Annotated in this window: 16 protein-coding genes and 2 tRNA genes; 11 read left to right on the top strand and 7 right to left on the bottom strand. The window is 59.1% G+C overall.

All coding sequences use genetic code 11. The features are described 5' to 3' along the window. Window positions 1–42 precede the first annotated feature (42 nt). The 3 genes from recJ (at window position 43) to ACR0LH_RS06750 (ending at window position 2055) form a co-directional block, all read left to right on the top strand. Window positions 43–1785, top strand: a complete 1743-nt coding sequence (gene recJ, locus ACR0LH_RS06740) for a single-stranded-DNA-specific exonuclease RecJ (protein ID WP_480720203.1) — start codon at window positions 43–45, stop codon at window positions 1783–1785. A 98-nt stretch (window positions 1786–1883) separates the two neighbouring features. Further along, window positions 1884–1958, top strand: a tRNA-Glu gene (locus ACR0LH_RS06745). A gap of 22 nt (window positions 1959–1980) precedes the next feature. After that, window positions 1981–2055, top strand: a tRNA-Glu gene (locus ACR0LH_RS06750). Between the two features lie 5 nt (window positions 2056–2060). Here the strand turns inward: ACR0LH_RS06750 and ACR0LH_RS06755 are convergent. Genes ACR0LH_RS06755 through ACR0LH_RS06785 form a run of 7 tightly spaced genes read right to left on the bottom strand, consistent with a single transcriptional unit; the run spans window position 2061 to window position 9447 of the window. After that, window positions 2061–3902 (bottom strand): V-type ATP synthase subunit A, encoded by a 1842-nt coding sequence (locus ACR0LH_RS06755; RefSeq protein ID WP_170562658.1) that lies wholly within the window; start codon window positions 3900–3902, stop codon window positions 2061–2063. Further along, window positions 3899–4591, bottom strand: a complete 693-nt coding sequence (locus ACR0LH_RS06760) for a hypothetical protein (RefSeq protein ID WP_480720204.1) — start codon at window positions 4589–4591, stop codon at window positions 3899–3901. The genes ACR0LH_RS06755 and ACR0LH_RS06760 overlap by 4 nt, the downstream gene beginning before the upstream one ends. A 1-nt stretch (window position 4592) precedes the next feature. Next, window positions 4593–5270: a hypothetical protein gene (locus ACR0LH_RS06765; RefSeq protein ID WP_480720205.1), complete on the bottom strand. Its 678-nt coding sequence runs from the start codon at window positions 5268–5270 to the stop codon at window positions 4593–4595. Beyond that, window positions 5270–5713, bottom strand: coding sequence for an ATP synthase subunit C (locus ACR0LH_RS06770; RefSeq protein ID WP_170383554.1), 444 nt, complete (start codon window positions 5711–5713; stop codon window positions 5270–5272). The genes ACR0LH_RS06765 and ACR0LH_RS06770 overlap by 1 nt, the downstream gene beginning before the upstream one ends. Beyond that, window positions 5710–7506, bottom strand: coding sequence for a V-type ATP synthase subunit I (locus ACR0LH_RS06775; RefSeq protein WP_480720206.1), 1797 nt, complete (start codon window positions 7504–7506; stop codon window positions 5710–5712). Before ACR0LH_RS06775 ends, ACR0LH_RS06770 begins: the two co-directional genes overlap by 4 nt. After that, window positions 7503–8108, bottom strand: a complete 606-nt coding sequence (locus tag ACR0LH_RS06780; RefSeq protein ID WP_480720207.1) for a V-type ATP synthase subunit D — start codon at window positions 8106–8108, stop codon at window positions 7503–7505. Before ACR0LH_RS06780 ends, ACR0LH_RS06775 begins: the two co-directional genes overlap by 4 nt. Next, window positions 8086–9447, bottom strand: a complete 1362-nt coding sequence (locus ACR0LH_RS06785) for a V-type ATP synthase subunit B (RefSeq protein WP_480720209.1) — start codon at window positions 9445–9447, stop codon at window positions 8086–8088. The genes ACR0LH_RS06780 and ACR0LH_RS06785 overlap by 23 nt, the downstream gene beginning before the upstream one ends. A 320-nt stretch (window positions 9448–9767) precedes the next feature. On the opposite strand from ACR0LH_RS06785, the gene ACR0LH_RS06790 reads away from it, so the two are divergent. From ACR0LH_RS06790 to ACR0LH_RS06825, 8 genes are all read left to right on the top strand, one after another. Then, the gene (locus ACR0LH_RS06790) at window positions 9768–11507 is read left to right on the top strand and encodes an ABC transporter substrate-binding protein (protein ID WP_170569131.1); all 1740 of its coding nucleotides are present in this window, start codon (window positions 9768–9770) and stop codon (window positions 11505–11507) included. Between the two features lie 63 nt (window positions 11508–11570). After that, window positions 11571–12620 (top strand): ABC transporter ATP-binding protein, encoded by a 1050-nt coding sequence (locus ACR0LH_RS06795; protein WP_170777715.1) that lies wholly within the window; start codon window positions 11571–11573, stop codon window positions 12618–12620. Further along, complete coding sequence (locus ACR0LH_RS06800) at window positions 12620–13696, top strand: ABC transporter ATP-binding protein (protein ID WP_480720210.1); 1077 nt, start codon at window positions 12620–12622, stop codon at window positions 13694–13696. Before ACR0LH_RS06795 ends, ACR0LH_RS06800 begins: the two co-directional genes overlap by 1 nt. Continuing rightward, window positions 13693–14556, top strand: coding sequence for a carbohydrate ABC transporter permease (locus ACR0LH_RS06805; protein ID WP_170383538.1), 864 nt, complete (start codon window positions 13693–13695; stop codon window positions 14554–14556). Before ACR0LH_RS06800 ends, ACR0LH_RS06805 begins: the two co-directional genes overlap by 4 nt. Then, on the top strand, window positions 14553–15350 hold the full coding sequence (locus ACR0LH_RS06810) for a carbohydrate ABC transporter permease (RefSeq protein ID WP_480720212.1): 798 nt from the start codon (window positions 14553–14555) through the stop codon (window positions 15348–15350). Before ACR0LH_RS06805 ends, ACR0LH_RS06810 begins: the two co-directional genes overlap by 4 nt. Window positions 15351–15358: 8 nt before the next feature. Further along, complete coding sequence (locus ACR0LH_RS06815) at window positions 15359–15763, top strand: DUF2160 domain-containing protein (protein WP_480720213.1); 405 nt, start codon at window positions 15359–15361, stop codon at window positions 15761–15763. Between the two features lie 66 nt (window positions 15764–15829). Then, a complete protein-coding gene (locus ACR0LH_RS06820; RefSeq protein ID WP_170383532.1) occupies window positions 15830–16225 on the top strand; it encodes a BlaI/MecI/CopY family transcriptional regulator in 396 nt (131 codons plus the stop codon). Beyond that, a complete protein-coding gene (locus tag ACR0LH_RS06825; protein WP_480720214.1) occupies window positions 16212–17309 on the top strand; it encodes a M56 family metallopeptidase in 1098 nt (365 codons plus the stop codon). Before ACR0LH_RS06820 ends, ACR0LH_RS06825 begins: the two co-directional genes overlap by 14 nt. Window positions 17310–17311 lie beyond the last annotated feature (2 nt).

Here is a 17311-nt window from a genome sequence, read left to right on the forward strand (position 1 = left end):
CGGGTCCGAGAGGGTCCGGCCTTGGCATATCAGGGGCAGGTCATGAGCTTTCTAGGGGTTGAACAGTCTTTGTCCGGGCGGCGCTGGGTCGGCCCTTCGGCGGATGTGGAACGCGCGACCGAGATGTTGGTGCAACAGGCGGGTCTGCCGCGTGCGGTCTGTCAGGTTCTGGCACGGCGTGGAGTTCCCGCAATGGAGGCCACCGGGTTTCTGGACCCCAAGCTGAAGGAACTGCTGCCTGATCCGCGCGCGATGAAGGATATGGAGGTCGCCGCCACCCGTTTTCTGACGGCGGTGCGCACCAAGCAGCGGATTGCCGTTTTTGCCGATTACGACGTGGATGGCGGCAGTTCGGCGGCTTTGTTGCTGGTCTGGCTGCGGCAGATGGGGCTTCAGGCAACGCTTTATGTCCCCGACCGGATTGACGAGGGCTATGGCCCCAACGTGCCCGCGATGCAGGAACTTGCCGCGCGTCACGACCTGATCATCTGCGTCGATTGCGGCACGCTCAGCCATGAACCGATTGCGGCGGCTAAAGGCGCGGATGTGATTGTGCTGGATCACCATTTGGGCGGCGAGACCCTGCCCGATTGCGTGGCTGTGGTGAACCCGAACCGGCAGGATGAAAGCGGCGATCTTGGTTACCTCTGCGCGGCTGGTGTCGTCTTTCTGATGCTGGTCGAGGCCGGGCGGCAACTGCGCGAGGCCGGGGCCAAGGGGCCGGACCTGATCTCTCTGCTGGATCTGGTGGCGTTGGCGACTGTGGCGGATGTGGCCCCTCTGATCGGGGCGAACCGGGCGCTTGTGCGGCAAGGGTTGAAGGTGATGGCCCAGCGGCAGCGGCCCGGTCTGGTGGCCTTGTCGGATGTGGCGCGGATGGATTCGGCCCCCAACAGCTATCACCTGGGGTTTCTTCTTGGACCGCGCGTGAATGCCGGAGGGCGGATCGGTCAGGCCGATCTTGGCGCGCGGCTGCTCAGCACCGAATCGGTACATGAGGCCGAGGCGCTCTCGCAGCGGCTGAACGAATTGAATACCGAACGTCGCGATATTGAAAACGCCGTGCGCGCGGCCGCCATGGAACAGGCCGAAGAAAGCGGGTTGGACGCGCCGTTGGTCTGGGCGGCGGGTGAAGGCTGGCATCCGGGCGTTGTGGGTATCGTTGCCTCGCGTCTGAAAGAGGCCGCGAACCGCCCCGCCATCGTGATCGGTTTTGACGGGGATGAGGGCAAAGGATCGGGCCGTTCGGTTTCAGGCGTCGATCTGGGGGCCTCGATTCAGCGCTTGGCGGCCGAGGGTCTGCTGGTCAAAGGCGGCGGGCACAAGATGGCTGCCGGGCTGACCGTGATGCGCGATCAATTGGAGCCGGCTATGGCGCGGCTGTCCGAGTTGCTGGCCAAACAAGGCGCGGGCGAAGGCGGTCCGGCTGACCTGAAACTGGACGGCACCCTGATGCCGGGCGCGGCCACGGTGGACCTGATCGAACAGATTGAAAAAGCAGGCCCGTTTGGGGCCAGCGCCCCTGCCCCACGTTACGCCCTGCCCGATCTGCAAGTGCGCTTTGCCAAGCGTGTGGGCGAATCACATCTGAAACTGTCATTGTCCGATGGCGTGGGCGCAGGGCTCGACGCAATCGCCTTTGGCGCGTTCGACGGGCCGATGGGTGAAAAGCTGTCCAACCACGGCGGCGCGCGGTTCCATTTCGCCGGACGGCTTGAGGTCAACACATGGGGCGGACGGCAATCCGTGCAGCTCAGGCTAGAGGACGCGGCCGAGGCCCATTAGCCCCGCGCCCGGCCCTGCCAAAAAACTTTCACATCCCTGCATTTTTCGGCTTGCGGGGGTGATAGGTAAACCGTAAAAGGCGCTCCACAAGCTAACGTGGCCCGTTCGTCTATCGGTTAGGACGCCAGGTTTTCAACCTGGAAAGAGGGGTTCGATTCCCCTACGGGCTACCACTTGTGCTTGTATCGCCTAAATGGCCCGTTCGTCTATCGGTTAGGACGCCAGGTTTTCAACCTGGAAAGAGGGGTTCGATTCCCCTACGGGCTACCACTTCCTTACACTCCGAATTTATCGCGGCACAGGTCTTGGATCTGACCCCATGTGGATTTGAACTCCGGCGTGTTTTCAGCCGCGTAGTGGAAATTCTTCATCAAACCCGTCAGTTGGGTAAAGACCTGCCGCACCTCTGCCTTGTCAGTGAATTCCGCGCTGGATTGCGTCACGCCGTAGACCAGCTTGAACGTCATCTTCTGCCGCTCAAGAGGCACAGTCGCATCCACCTTATCGAACGCATCTTGCTGCAGGTACACCATGTCCACGAACAGCGCCTTTTGCTGAGTGACAAAGTCCTCAATCGTGACGCCCTCTTCGCCCGTCACCTGCATCATCTGGTCGACCTGCTCGCCCTTTTCGATCAAAGCCAGAAGATCACGAACCTTCCCAGTCCACCCTGCTTCGGCGTTGGCATCGTACCAGTCAGACAATTGATCCAGATAACGCGACCAGCTGAGCATCGGGTCCACCGCTGGATAGAATCGTTTATAGGCCCGCTCGGACGACAGGCCGAGGAAGCATTTCACCGTAGACAGGGTCGACTGAGTGACCGGTTCGTCAAAATTGCCGCCAGCGGGTGAGACTGTCCCGATCAAGGTCAGGCTGCCCAGATCGCCATCATTGGTCTTCAAGGCGCCCGCGCGTTCGTACAACCCTTTGATCGAGCTTTCCAAATAGGCGGGAAACCCCTCTTCGCCCGGAATCTCTTCCAGCTTGCCGGACGTCTCACGCATGGCCTGCGCCCAGCGGCTTGTACTGTCGGCGATCAACAGAACGTCATACCCCATCTGGCGGTAATACTCGCCCAGAGTAATGCCGGTGAAAATCGACGCCTCGCGCGCAGCGACGGGCATGGACGACGTGTTACAGATGATGATCGTCCGGTCCATGAGGCTGCCACCCGAGGTCGGGTCGGTCATCTTTGGGAATTCACTAATGGTTTCAACCACCTCACCTGCGCGTTCTCCGCAGGCGACAACGATGACGATGTCCACCTGGGCGTTTCGGGCGATCAGGTTCTGCAAAACTGTCTTGCCAGCTCCAAACGGCCCCGGAATACAGGCGGTTCCGCCCCGGGCAATGGGGAAGAACGTGTCGATCAGGCGCTGAGATGTCAGGACCGGCTCGGTTGGATAAAGCCTCTCGGACAGTGCGCGTTTCAGAACGCCCTCGGGCAATGGACGTCGCACCGGCCATTTCTGTGAGAGGGTCAGAGTATGCTCTCCGCCCTGTTCATCCTCAAGCCGCGCCACGATATCGTGAATCGTGGCCGCGCCCTTCTGGACCCAGACAACTTTATAGTCGCCAACCCAGTTGAACGGCAGCATGATCTTATGTTCAAACCTGCCCTCGGGCACCGTTCCGATACTGTCCCCAGCTTGAACGGTATCGCCAACCTTGACAGTCGGTGAGAACGACCACTTGGCCTGATCATCCAACGGAGCCACGTCCGCACCGCGCGGCAGGAAGGTGCCGAACTCGGACGCGACTTTCGGCAAAGGGGATTGCAGGCCGTCAAACACCTGCCCCAACAATCCCGGCCCCAGTTCGACCGACAGCAACTGGCCCGATTGTTCGACCGGATCGCCCACAGCGACGCCATCCGTGCTTTCATAGACCTGCACGTCCGCCGTGTCCCCGCGCACGCGCAGAACTTCGGCCTTCAGGCGTTCCTGACGACCTCCGGGGCCGAGGCGTGTCGGCAGGATAAAGACGACCTCGTTTTTGACCAACTGTCCGGGGTGACCTTCTGCGTCCGGTTTTGCTTCGATCTGAACCAGTCCCTCCTGGACCGAGACAACACGGGCGGTGGCAGTTTGAGTGGATGGAGTTGGGGCGGTCATGCGTAAGCTCCCTCAAAGTCGATATCGGCGACGTCGGCCATGGCCTGTTGCGCCAGTTTTTCAAATCGTGCTGCCGCCTCCTGTGCGCTGCTTTGCGCCCAGCGGTCGAAAATATTCCAGATCAGCACATAGATCGCCACGGCCTCAAAATCGAAAATGTGCCGTGCGGCGTGGCGCTTTAACTGTTTGTGACTTATCGACAAAAGCAGTCTTTCCAGCCCCAGCGGATCCTTGGATTCCAACAATTGACGAGCCTCTTTGATCCAGGGCATGGCTGCATCCAACCCGAAACCGGGATCATTCCAATGTGCGGGGATATGGTGGCTCCATCGTCCGAAACCAAAGGATGTGGCAGGCGGTGCCTCCCCCCGATCCCGAAGTCGTAACGCGGCAACGACGGTCCGCAAGTCCATCCGTTCGATAAGCAGCTTTTTCAATGTCGGTTGCGGGATGTCATCCAACGCCGTCTTGCAACGCTCAATCGCCTGATCGTCCGTGACGCCCATGTCGTAATCGTTCCAGTTCAGAGCGTGCTCCAACACGCGCAGAACCCGCGCATCTTCGGGTGCCAACGCCTTCAACCGGCGATCCAGCCGCAGTCGTGACAGAGGCGGCTGCTTGGCAACAAACAACCGTTCCGAGCCGGGCAAACTGCTGATCAGCGCGATATAGGCGTCCGGGTCCGACATATCAGCGGATCACACCTTCCAGCACGGCGCGGAATCTGGGTTGCAGATGCTCCATCAACAGCGAGGCCACGGCTTTGTCGGTGAGGTCCAGCACGACGCCCTGTTCCTCGGCCTGAATTCGGATGCCATCCTGCGTATCGTCTGGCGCGTGCAATTCGACTTGTTCCCGCAGCATTTCGGCTGTCAAACCCAGCACATACTTGGTCAATTTACCGGACTGGATATCGTCGGCGTTCTGCTTGATATCTTCCTGAGTGGCCACTTTCGCGGGCAGGATCACCTGCACTTTACCGTCCAGCTTGGCACCTGCTGCTGCCCGCCCTACAACCTCAAGGATCATCTGTTTCAGCATCTCAGGATCGGCCATTTCCTTGGTGACGAGGCGCTCGACATCCTTGCGGAAGCGGTCGGTCAGACCGGCTTTCATGGTCAACACGGCGTCGCGCATCGCGGTGTTCAGCGCCTCTTCTCCAGCGGCGCGGTAATTGTCCGAGTCGGCGCGGGCTTTCTTCTGATGCGCCTCAGCCTCGCGCTTGGCATCTGCGAGGATCTTGGCGGCCTCAGCCTTAGCCTCGGCGCGCAACTTCTCGGCCTCTGCCTGACCAGCGGCAACCCCGTCATTTCGCAGCTTGTCGATCAGGGCATCAACGCCGTGAGAGATCATGCCATCCTGTGCCATCAGCTAATCCCCGCGCTGATGACCAATGCGAATACGAAAGCGAAAACGCCAAACCCCTCAATGATCGCCGCCGGAGCAAGCGCCAAGCCGAAGATTTCAGGTTTCTCTTTCGTTGCATTGATCGCCGCGGCGCAGGCCCGACCCTGCCAGATACCGCAATACATAAGCGCGATGCCTGAAAGGATACCGATCCCAAACAGCCCGCCTGCATTTTCGGGCGTCACCTCGCGGTTCAGGGTAAACATGATGACGATACCGTAGATCACCATCGTAGACGGGAATGCCGAGACACCGACGAACCGACCATAGCCGCCTTCGGTTTCCGTCATCGCGCCGATGCTGGCCTGCCCAGCGATGGCGCACCCAATGGCGCTTGCCGCTGCGCCCAACGCCATTGGCGCGTAGATACCCAGCCAACCCAATGTCAATACAAGCTCATTCATTCCTGTACCTCCTTGCGGGCGAACGGGCGAAAGACGATGCCTTCATCCGGCAGACCCCATTTAAAGAATTCGATGTAATTAAGACGTAATCCGTGAACAACGCCGCTCATCATCGCGAGGGCGAAGTTCAGAATATGGCCGACGATCAGGATCAGCAGGCCGAACAGAATGCCCGGACCCTTCATCGCCTGCATCACCGAAACAGCCAGATCATTGAACGTGATCGCAAGCGACGCCGAGGCCAGCCCCAGCGCAAACAGCCGCATATAGCTGAGCACATCGCCAAAGGCACCCATCGCACCGGCAAGGCTTTGCAGCCCGTCGATCAAGCGCCAAAGCCAATCGATTGGTTTGCGGACCACCCGCTCGCTTGAGAACAGGACAATGGCCAGAACACCCGCAGCCAATACAACCGCCCCCGGCACCATCGACCCGCCCTTCATATAGCTGAGCCACAGGATAAATCCGCCGATCAAAGCACCGATCCAGCCGAGGTTTGCCACGGCTCTCCGCTGCCCCCACGCCGCGCGCGCGGCCAAAGCATTGGCCAACACCAGATGCAATACACCCACCACGATCGAAATCATCATCATCGCGCCAAAGTTGTTGAGGTCCAGAATCTTGAGCTTGGCCCAAACCGTGCCTTCGGCCGGTGATGCACCGAAATAGCTTCCGACCAGCACCCCATAGACAATCGTGGCACCGGAAATGATCACTCCATATTGGCGCCAGGACCTTTCGCCCGGCGTTTTGCCCATCCGTTTCCAGAACGCCAGCAGGCCCAGCAGAATGACCGCTCCGTACCCAGCATCCGCCACGATCATGGCAAAGAAAAACGCGAACGAGGCGGCGACGATGATGCTTGGGTCCCAGTTCTTGTACCCCGGCACCTGATAGAACAGGGCAAGGTCAACTGCCGCGCTTCGGTTTTCCGGTTGCTCCAGCAGGGTCGGCGGATTGTCGTCTGGCCCCGGCTCTTCGATCAGAACAGCGGCGTCCTTGGATTTGGCCATGTCCAGCACAGCCTCGATGCGGTCCTCGGGCACCCAGCCCTGCAACGCGAACATCGCCTCCGCATCGCGGACCTTCTGGGTCGCATGGGCCAGTTCCGCAGCACTTTCTGCCGCTGACAGGTTCCGACGCATCAGGGTCAGATAGCGAGTCTGGGCAACCCGTTCGGCCTCAAGCGCTTCAATCGCGATCTCAGCCTCTTCCAGTTGCGCTTCCAATTCGTGAATCGGCAAAGACCCGGTGTGAGTACGCGGCACCGGCAAGATGTCGTCGCCCGGATCATCGGACGCAATCAAAACGGCGTAAATGTACCGATGGTCCTCCTGCAAAATCGCCCAAGGCAGATTGATGTCCGACAATGCCTCGCGATGTTTCAGGGGAAGCTGGTAGAACCACAGCCGATTGCCCGCCAGCACATCGGTCGGCGGGAAATCCAGATCCCCCCAAGGACGAACCCGCGCGATCCGATAGGCCAGAAAATCCCGGCGATCCGTCATATCGCGGGTGCGCTGCATCAGGTCCAGCACATCGCGAACGAACTGATCCATCTCAAACGCGGGATCACGTTGAATCTGTCGGCGCGGTTCGGGCACATCCGTCAGGAACCGCAGCGCCTTATACGCATGACGCGCCCCGCGTTCGCTGATCTTTTCCGGTTCGGCGGGCGGAGGCGCAAGCGGCAGCACATGCATACAGCCAAGCTCTTGCAGCGCCTCCAGCGTGTCGCCCTTCTGCGTGGCCGGGCCAACAAGAGACAGTTTTTTCAGCCGCGCGACGCTCATGTCAGCGCCTCCTGCGCATGTTTGCGCTTGGAGATTTTTGAGCGCACCACCGCCTGCATCTGCTCATCGCTCAGATAGATGCGGATTTTTTTGATATTGGCCTTGGCGCGCGGGATCAGAACCTTCTCGAACAGGTTCACACGCTGCGTGATCGTGGCCACGGCCTTGTCAAAAATGCGCACCCGTTCCTCGGCGACTTTAACGCGCAGGCGGGCTTCGATCATGTCGTGCAGCAAGCTGGCGGCGGCATCGACCCAATGGGGCTTTGCCAACACCGAATACGGCCGCACCGAAACCTCGATCCGGTCCAGATCGGGCATCTTGACGCCGACCACGTTGACCTCTTTCAACTGGTAATCCTTCAACTCCACCAGCCCGTCTAGATCGACCCCCTGCTGCGCTAGCATCGGCAGTTTCTCCCCGACCTGCTGCGCCAGATCATGCACCTCTTGCTGCAGGCGTTGCACGTTTTCGCGGGCCTTGGCGCGTTCCGCCATCAACTGCTGGCGCTTGAGGTCCAGCGACGGCAGGAACCGCTCATAGCTTTTCAGCTGCGTCTGCTGGCGGGCCAGCGACGATTTATTCAGCTGCAACCGCGCCATCGGTATCCTTTGGGAAATACTTGTCGACCAAAGCCTGCTTCATCAGCAACTGCTCGGGCTGGAAACACTCGGCCAGCGTCTTCCACCCCAGATCCAGCGCGTCCTCAAGCGGGATCGAGACATTGATATCCATGAACCGCGCCCGGAACAGAGCGCCGAATTTCAGCAACTGGTGATCGTAATCCGACAGATCAAAGGCCATCGCCTGTTTCTGCGCGGCATCGCGGCTTTCGGAATAGAACCGGATCATCGTGTTCATGATCTGCCCGTGATCTTCGCGCGTGGTTTTACCAATCACATTCTGCTTGAGACGTGAAAGGCTACCGAACGGGTCAATCACCCCCGAATGCAGGTAAAACTGCCCCTCGGTGATATAGCCCGTGTTGTCCGGCACCGGGTGGGTCACATCATTGCCGGGCATCGTCGTCACGGTCAGAACCGTAACCGAGCCGCCTTTGGCGTAGTCGCACGCTTTCTCATACCGCCGCGCCAACTGGGAATAGAGATCGCCCATATAGCCGCGCTGCGAGGGCACGCGTTCCTGACTGATCCCCACCTCTTTCATTGCGTCGGCATAGGCGGTCATGTCGGTCAGCAGGACCAGCACGCGCTTGCCTTCCTCAACTGCGAATTTCTCGGCCACAGCCAGCGCCATATCAGGCACCAGCAACCGTTCGACCAGCGGATCCATCGCCTGATTGACGAACATCACCGTGCGCGAGAACACGCCTGCATCCTCGAACGACGTGCGGAACGTGTGGTAATCGTCAAAGATCAGCCCCAGCCCGCCAAAGACCACGATATCGGCGTCCGCCTGAATACCGATCCGGCTGAGGAAGGCGTTGAAAGGCTCGCCCGAGACCGAAAAGATCGGGATTTTCTGGCTTTCCACCAACGTATTGAACACGTCGATCATCGGTACGTCGGTGCGGATCATCTTGTTGGGCACCGCGCGCTCGGACGGATTCACGGTCGGCCCGCCAATGTCTATCCGTGGCTCGGACGACAAGTCCGGCCCGCCATCAATCGCCACCCCTGCCCCATCAAAGACGCGGCCCAGAATGTTGGACGAATAGGGTGTCTGCATCGGGTGGCCCAGAAAAGTCGCCGTCGCCTCGGTCGAGATGCCCTTGGTGCCCGAGAACACCTGCAAGGTCACCACGTCTCGGTCGATGAAGATTGCCTGAGCCAAGGTTTTGTGGCCGTCGACCGTTTCAATCACGGCCAAATCGTTGAACCGAACCGCGGCATCGGCTTCGCCATCCAGCGGCACCCTGACTTTGATTGTGTCCCCGACAATTTCCAGAACACGCGTGTACTTTAAAAGACTTTGGGACATCATTTATCCTCAGTCATCGAAAAGAAATTTATTGAAGCCACGACGCCGGGCAAAATCCCCCAAAACGAGTGAATCCACGGTCAGCTTACAAAGAATCAAGCACTTGGCAAGAAAAGATGCAGTTTAGTCTCGCCTCAGCCTCAATCGCAGAAAACACTGCGTGGCTACGCCAGAATATCCCAAAAAACATATAAATAACAATTTAATAACTCACAGTAACTTCAATTACTAAAAAATTAGTTTGACAGCAAAGCTGGAAATCGCTGATGCTGATCGCCATCCGGTCCGCGCCGGATCACATAATCTTTGGGAGGAGACAGATGCGGAGACATCTACTTTCCGCAGTGGCGGCGGCGGCCGTCATTGCGGGGCACGGTCCTGCTTGGGCCGACGAAGCCGCAGCGCAACGTTGGATTGACGACGAATTCCAGCCATCGACCCTGTCGAAAGACGAACAGATGGGTGAAATGAAATGGTTCATCGAAGCTGCACAGCCCTACGCCGGCATGGAAATCAACGTCCTGTCCGAGGGTATCCCAACCCATTCCTACGAGTCCGAGGTTCTGACCAAGGCGTTCGAGGAAATCACCGGCATCAAGGTCAACCACCAGATCCTCGGTGAGGGTGAAGTGGTTCAGGCTGTACAAACACAGATGCAGACCGGACGGAACCTGTATGACGGCTATGTCAACGACAGTGACCTGATCGGCACCCACTCGCGTCTGCAATTGGCCTATCCGCTGACCGACATGATGGAAGGCGACTGGGCGGCAACAACCTCGCCGACGCTGGATCTGGGTGACTTCATGGGCATTCAGTTTACCACCGGTCCCGATGGCAAGCTGTATCAGCTGCCCGACCAGCAGTTCGCAAACCTCTACTGGTTCCGCAAGGACTGGTTCGATGACGAAGCGAACAAGGCGGCGTTCAAAGAAAAGTACGGCTATGACCTTGGCGTTCCGGTCAACTGGTCCGCATACGAAGACATCGCCGAATTCTTCACCAATGACGTGAAAGAAGTCGACGGTGTCGCGATCTATGGACACATGGACTACGGCAAGCGCGCACCTGACCTGGGCTGGCGCATGACCGACGCCTGGCTGTCGATGGCCGGTGCCGGTGACGTGGGCGAGCCGAACGGTGTCCCGGTCGACGAATGGGGCATCCGCATGGAAGCGGGCACCTGTAACCCCGTCGGCGCGTCGGTGTCGCGCGGTGGAGCGGCCAATGGCCCGGCTGCGGTATATGCGATCCGTAAGTGGGATGAGTGGCTGCGGAACTATGCGCCTCCGGGTGCGGCGTCTTATGACTTCTACCAGTCGCTGCCGGCGCTTAGCCAAGGCAACGTGGCCCAGCAGATCTTCTGGTACACCGCCTTTACCGCCGACATGGTGAAGCCGAAGTCCGAAGGCAACAACACCGTGGATGACGAAGGCACACCGCTGTGGCGGATGGCGCCCAGCCCGCACGGTCCCTATTGGGAAGAAGGCCAAAAGGTTGGCTATCAGGACGTGGGGTCGTGGACCTTCCTGAAGTCGACGCCTGAAGACCGTGCTCAGGCGGCGTGGCTCTATGCTCAGTTCGTGACGTCGAAAACTGTCGATGTGAAGAAGTCCCACGTGGGTCTGACCTTCATCCGCGACAGCTCGGTCAACCACGAGTCGTTCACCGAACGCGCGCCCAAGCTGGGTGGTCTGGTCGAGTTTTACCGCTCGCCCGACCGTGTGGCATGGTCGCCGACCGGCATCAACGTGCCGGACTATCCAAAGCTGGCCCAAATCTGGTGGCAGCAGATCGGTGACGTGAACTCGGGCGCGTTCACCCCGCAAGAGGCGATGGACCGTCTGGCCGAAGAAATGGACATCACCATGGCCCGGATGCAGGCCGCAGATGAAAGCGCCGGTGTCTACGGCGGCTGTGGTCCGCGTCTGAACGAGCCGCAGGACCCCGCTTTCTGGCTAGAGAAGGCCGGTTCGCCCAAGGCCAAGCTTGAGAACGAAAAGCCGCAAGGCCAGACCGTCAACTATGACGAGCTGGTTCAGCGCTGGCAGTCTCAGTAAACGCAACACCGTAGGCCGGGCTCAAGCCCGGCCTACCCCCGGACTACCCCGCGAGATTCCCCGATGATCGAACTTCAAGACGCCACCAAACGGGTTGGCAACGTCATCCACATCAAGCCCACAAACCTGACCCTGCAGACCGGCCATTTCAATGTGCTGCTGGGCGCGACAGGATCGGGCAAGACCTCTCTGATCAAGATGATGGCCGGGCTGGATCCGATTGCATCGGGCAAAGTCCTGATGGATGGGCAGGACGTGACACGGCTGAACACGCAAAAGCGGCAGATCAGCTTGGTGCACCAGTTCTTTGTGAACTACCCGCATATGACCGTATTCGACAACATCGCCTCGCCGCTGCGCGTGGCGGGCATGGCAAAATCCGAGATCGAAGGCCGTGTTGAAGAAGCCGCTGACCTGCTGCAACTGCGCCCCATGCTGAACCGCCGCCCGCATGAGCTGTCGGGCGGGCAGCAGCAGCGCACCGCCCTGGCCCGCGCCATTGCCAAGGAAAGCCGCGCGGTGTTTCTGGACGAACCGCTGGCCAACCTCGACTACAAACTGCGCGAAGAACTGCGAGAGCAGTTGCCCGATTTGTTCGCCGGACGTGGCGCGGTGGTGGTCTACGCCACCTCGGAACCCGAAGAGGCGCTGCTGCTGGGCGGCTATACCGCGCTGATGGAAGACGGCCGTGTCACGCAATTCGGCCCCACCGCCGACATTTACCGCAATCCCGAAAACATCGCCGCAGCCCGCGTCTTCTCGGACCCACCGATTAACGTGGCGCGTATCTCAGTTTCCGGCGCACAAGCGCAACTTGCCGGGGGCGGTGGCTGGGCTGTCTCAAACATCGCTGACGGAGATTACATGGTCGCCGTGCGCCCGCACCGGGTGACCCCATTCCGCACCTCGGACGCCGATGTCGAACTGACGGGCCGCGTGATCGTGACCGAGCTGTCGGGGTCAGACTCCAGTGCACATTTCCAACATGGGGACGACGCGTGGGTTTCACTGGCGGCAGGCGTTCACCCCTACCAAGTTGGCGAAGATCACAGTTTCTACATGAATCCAGCGCATTGCCGGTATTTCAGCCAAGACGGGACAAGGGTGGTCTAATGGCGCAGATCAAACTTTCAAACCTCAAGCACAGCTATATGCCCGCGCCGAAAGGCCCAGAGGACTACGCGCTGAAGGAAATTGATGTGACATGGCGCGATGGCGGAGCTTATGCCCTGCTGGGCCCGTCCGGTTGCGGCAAGTCCACGCTGCTGAACATCATTTCGGGCCTGCTGACCCCGTCCGAAGGGCAGATTCGGTTTGACGGTCAGGATGTTACCGCCCTGCCCCCCGATCAACGTAACATCGCGCAGGTGTTCCAGTTCCCGGTGATCTACGACACGATGACCGTTGGCGAAAATCTGGCCTTTCCGCTGAAAAACCGGGGCGTGGATGCCGCAACGATCAAGCGCCGTGTCGGTGAGATCGCCGAGATGCTGGATGTCACGGATATGCTGAACACGCGCGCCAGCGGCCTGAGCCCTGATAACAAGCAGAAAATCTCGATGGGGCGCGGATTGGTCCGGGATGACGTGAACGCGGTGATGTTTGACGAACCGCTGACCGTGATCGACCCCCATCTGAAATGGAAACTGCGGTCCAAGCTGAAAGAGCTGCACCAGCGCGTCAAAGCGACGATGATCTACGTGACCCACGACCAGACCGAGGCGCTGACCTTCGCCGACGAAGTCGTTGTCATGCAAGAAGGCGAAGTGGTGCAGATCGGCACGCCGGTTGAGCTGTTCGAGCGGCCTCAGCACACATTTGTCGGCCACTTCATCGGATCACCCGGTATGAATGTCCTGCCCTGTGAGGCCAAAGGCGACCGTGCGCTGTTTGAAGGCCACGAGGTCATGCTGGAAGGCCCAACCAGCGGAGACGGAGGCCGCACCGATCTGGGTATCCGCCCGGAATATGTGGGCTTTGGCGACACCGGTATTCCAGCACATGTCACCAAGGTCGCGGACATCGGACGCCACTATGTGGTCAGCGCGATGGTCGGCAACACCGCGTTGAAGGCCGTGACCGAACACACCGTGCCCGAACCCGGATCACAGGTCTTCCTGCAATTCAAACCTGAACAATCCCGCGTCTACCGCGACGGCTGGATCGCAACCGAGGAGCGGGCGCAATGAGAACGGAAAACCAAAAGGCATGGTTCTTTGTCCTGCCCGTTCTGGCGCTGGTCGCATTCAACGCGCTGGTGCCGATGATGACGGTGGTCAACTACTCGGTGCAGGAAACCTTTGGGAACAACCAGTTCTTCTGGGAAGGGCTGGGCTGGTTCGAGCAAATCCTCCGCTCGGACCGGTTCCAAGCGGCCCTCGGTCGGCAGTTCCTCTTTACCTTCCTGATCCTGCTGATCGAGGTGCCGCTGGGCATCATCGTGGCCCTGTCCATGCCCCGCAAAGGCTTCTGGGTGCCGGTCTGCCTGGTGCTGATGGCCCTGCCGATGCTGATCCCGTGGAACGTTGTCGGATCAATGTGGAACATCTTCACCCTGCCGAAAATCGGGCTGATGGGATATTTCCTGAATGACGTTCTGGGCATCAACTATGACATGACGCAACAGCCCCTGTCGGCCTGGATCACTGTCATCGTCATGGATGTCTGGCACTGGACCTCGCTTGTGGTGCTGCTGTGCTATGCGGGCCTCGTGTCGATCCCGGACGCCTATTATCAGGCGGCCAAGATCGACGGTGCCAGCCCGTGGTCGGTGTTCCGCTATATCCAACTGCCCAAGATGAAAACCGTCCTGACCATTGCCGTGCTTCTGCGCTTTATGGACAGTTTCAACATCTATACCGAGCCCTTCGTTCTGACCGGTGGCGGCCCCGGCAACTCGACCACACTGCTGTCAATCGACCTTGTGAAGATCGCGCTGGGACAGTTCGACCTTGGCCCGGCAGCCGCGATGAGCCTGATCTATTTCGCCATCACGCTGCTGGTCTCATGGCTCTTTTATACTCTGATGACAAAGGATGACGCGCAATGAAGAAGCGGTCCCTTATCCCGATCCTCTATATCGCGTTCCTGATACTGCCGATCTATTGGCTGGTAGCGATGTCCTTCAAGACCACGAACGAGATCCTGTCGGGCTTTTCCCTGTTTCCCCAGACATTTACGTTGGACAATTACATCACGATCTTTACGGATCCGACGTGGTACTGGGGGTACATCAACTCGATCACCTATGTGACTCTGAACACGGTGCTTTCGGTCTGCGTTGCCCTGCCTGCGGCCTATGCGTTCTCGCGCTATCGGTTCCTGGGCGACAAGCAGTTGTTCTTCTGGCTGCTGACCAACCGGATGGCTCCGGCAGCGGTTTTCGCGCTGCCGTTCTTTCAGCTCTACTCGTCGATCCACCTGTTCGACACCTATCTGGCCGTGGCGCTGGCGCATACGCTGTTCAACGTGCCGCTGGCGGTCTGGATTCTGGAGGGCTTCATGCGCGGCATCCCCAAGGAACTGGACGAGACCGCCTATGTCGATGGCTATTCTTTCCCGCGGTTCTTCGTGACGATCTTCCTGCCCAATATCAAAGCGGGCGTGGGCGTGGCGGCCTTCTTCTGCTTCATGTTCTCGTGGGTCGAGATGCTACTGGCCAAAACCCTGACCGCGGTCGAGGCCAAGCCCATCGCCGCCGTGATGACCCGCACCGCCTCCAGCGCGGGGTATGAGCTGGGCTTGCTGGCCGCTGCCGGGACGCTGACCATCATCCCCGGCGCCATCGTCATCTGGTTTGTCCGCAACTACATCGCGCGCGGTTTCGCGATGGGCCGTGTGTGAGGTTCGATATGCGTAAACTACTTCTTACCCTCCCCTTCCTGCCTTCAACCGCCCTAGCCCAAGCCAAAGCCGGATGGGGCACTGTCGGGCAGGAGGAAGAGAAAGGGTTTTCCTGGACGGACCCCCTGTGGCCCGATTTCTGGATGGCATGGACCCCCGCGACGTTGGCCGTGTTTGTGGGCATCTTTTCGGCTATTGCGCTGATCGGTGTTCTCGAAGTCACCAAGTTCCGCGATGGGATTGAACGGCGGGGCGTACTGGGCCTGACGACCACACTGGGGGATCGGCTGTTTATTACTCTGCTCGGATCAGCCTACATCTTCCTTGCTTGGTTGGGGTTGGTGGGCCAGCCCGTCTGGACACCGCTATTCCTGTCAATCGGCTGGGGCTTCTTCGTTTTCTGGAAAGTTTAGGCTTTGCGAAACAGCGAAAGGATGCTTGTCTGTCAGGCATACTAAAAAATGCGACACGAAAGACCGATGCGAAAGAAAAAGACAACAAACCTGCTGACCGAAGTCGAACTGGAGTTCATGAACGAGCTTTGGGCGCTGGGGCAGGGCTCGGTCCGTGACGTGCTTGATCGCCTGCCACCAGAACGAAATCTCGCGTATACATCCGGCGCAACCATCCTGCGCATTCTCGATGAAAAAGGGTTCGTCGAAAGCCGCAAGGACGGAAAGACGCTGATCTATACACCGCTTCTGGAGAAAGACAGGTATCAGGCACGGTCGCTGCAGAACCTGTCACGAACTCTGTTCGACGACACACCTGCCACGCTGGTTGCGCGTCTGGTGGATGACGCGGGCCTCAGCGAAGCCGATCTTGAGGAAATTCGGGCACTGGTAGAAAGGAGACTGCAAAATGACAGCAGTTAAACCGGTTCTCGACACCTATCTCGAATTGAACCTCGTCTTGGCGCTGGCTGCTCTTGTTTGGCTGGTGGTCCGAGCGGCACTTGCAAGAACAAGTTTGCAATATGGGTTCGTCACGCAGCTTCGGGCGCTTAAAGCCCTTTGCCTGTGTGTCGTTCTCAGCCCTATTTTGGCTATGGGTGTTTTTGCGCTAGCCGCCCAGATATCTGCCCGAGGCGCGGTTGCCATCGGAGATATCGCAGTCGCAGCCTACTTGCGTGGTGAAATCGCAATGCCTGCCACACAGTTTGAATCTCTGTTGAATACGCGTCAACGCTGGGCCGATCTGGTGCTGTCCGGTGAATATCCGCTTGTGTCTGCTGCGCTGGTTCTTTTGGCCATTGTCTCAGCGGGTTACACGCTGCGCATCGCTTATGATGCATGGGCGATCCGAGGCACGATAAACAACAGCTTCCTGTGGCGTAGTTCATCCAAGGTAGACATCCGTTTGTCGGACCGGATCACTGTCCCCTTTGCAGTACGCGGATTGCGCAGGCGTCATGTCGTTTTACCCAGCCATCTTCTTGATACCCCACGCGAATTGCGGTTCGCGCTGGCGCACGAGTTGCAACACGTGCGCGCCGGTGATGTCGAATGGGAACTGGGTTTCGAGCTGTTGCGCCCGCTTCTATTCTGGAACCCGGCCTATGTGTTTTTGAAATACCAGTTTGACCGGCTTCGCGAGCTTGCCTGCGATCAATCCGTCGTCGCCCGTCGCGGTATCGACGCGCGGGACTATACCGCTTGTCTGCTGGATTATTGCGCAAAGAGTATTGCTCTACGCAGCCCGCGTGTTCTGAACGTCGCACTGGTCACCGGCGGCAAGGCAAAACGCGTATTGCGCCAACGCGTAGTCGCACTGGCCGAAGCGCCAACAATCCAGTCGTCGATGCCTTTCCTGTTCCTCGGCCTGACAATCGTGTTTGCAATCGTCCTTGGACTGGCCGCTGCTTCGGTGCGACAGACCGAGGATTGGAGCCATGACCGCCTCATGTTATCGACGGTTGTGAACCTCGAACGGCTGGAAGCACGCAATCAGGGCAACTGAGC

Source organism: Ruegeria sp. CL6 (assembly GCF_056536465.1).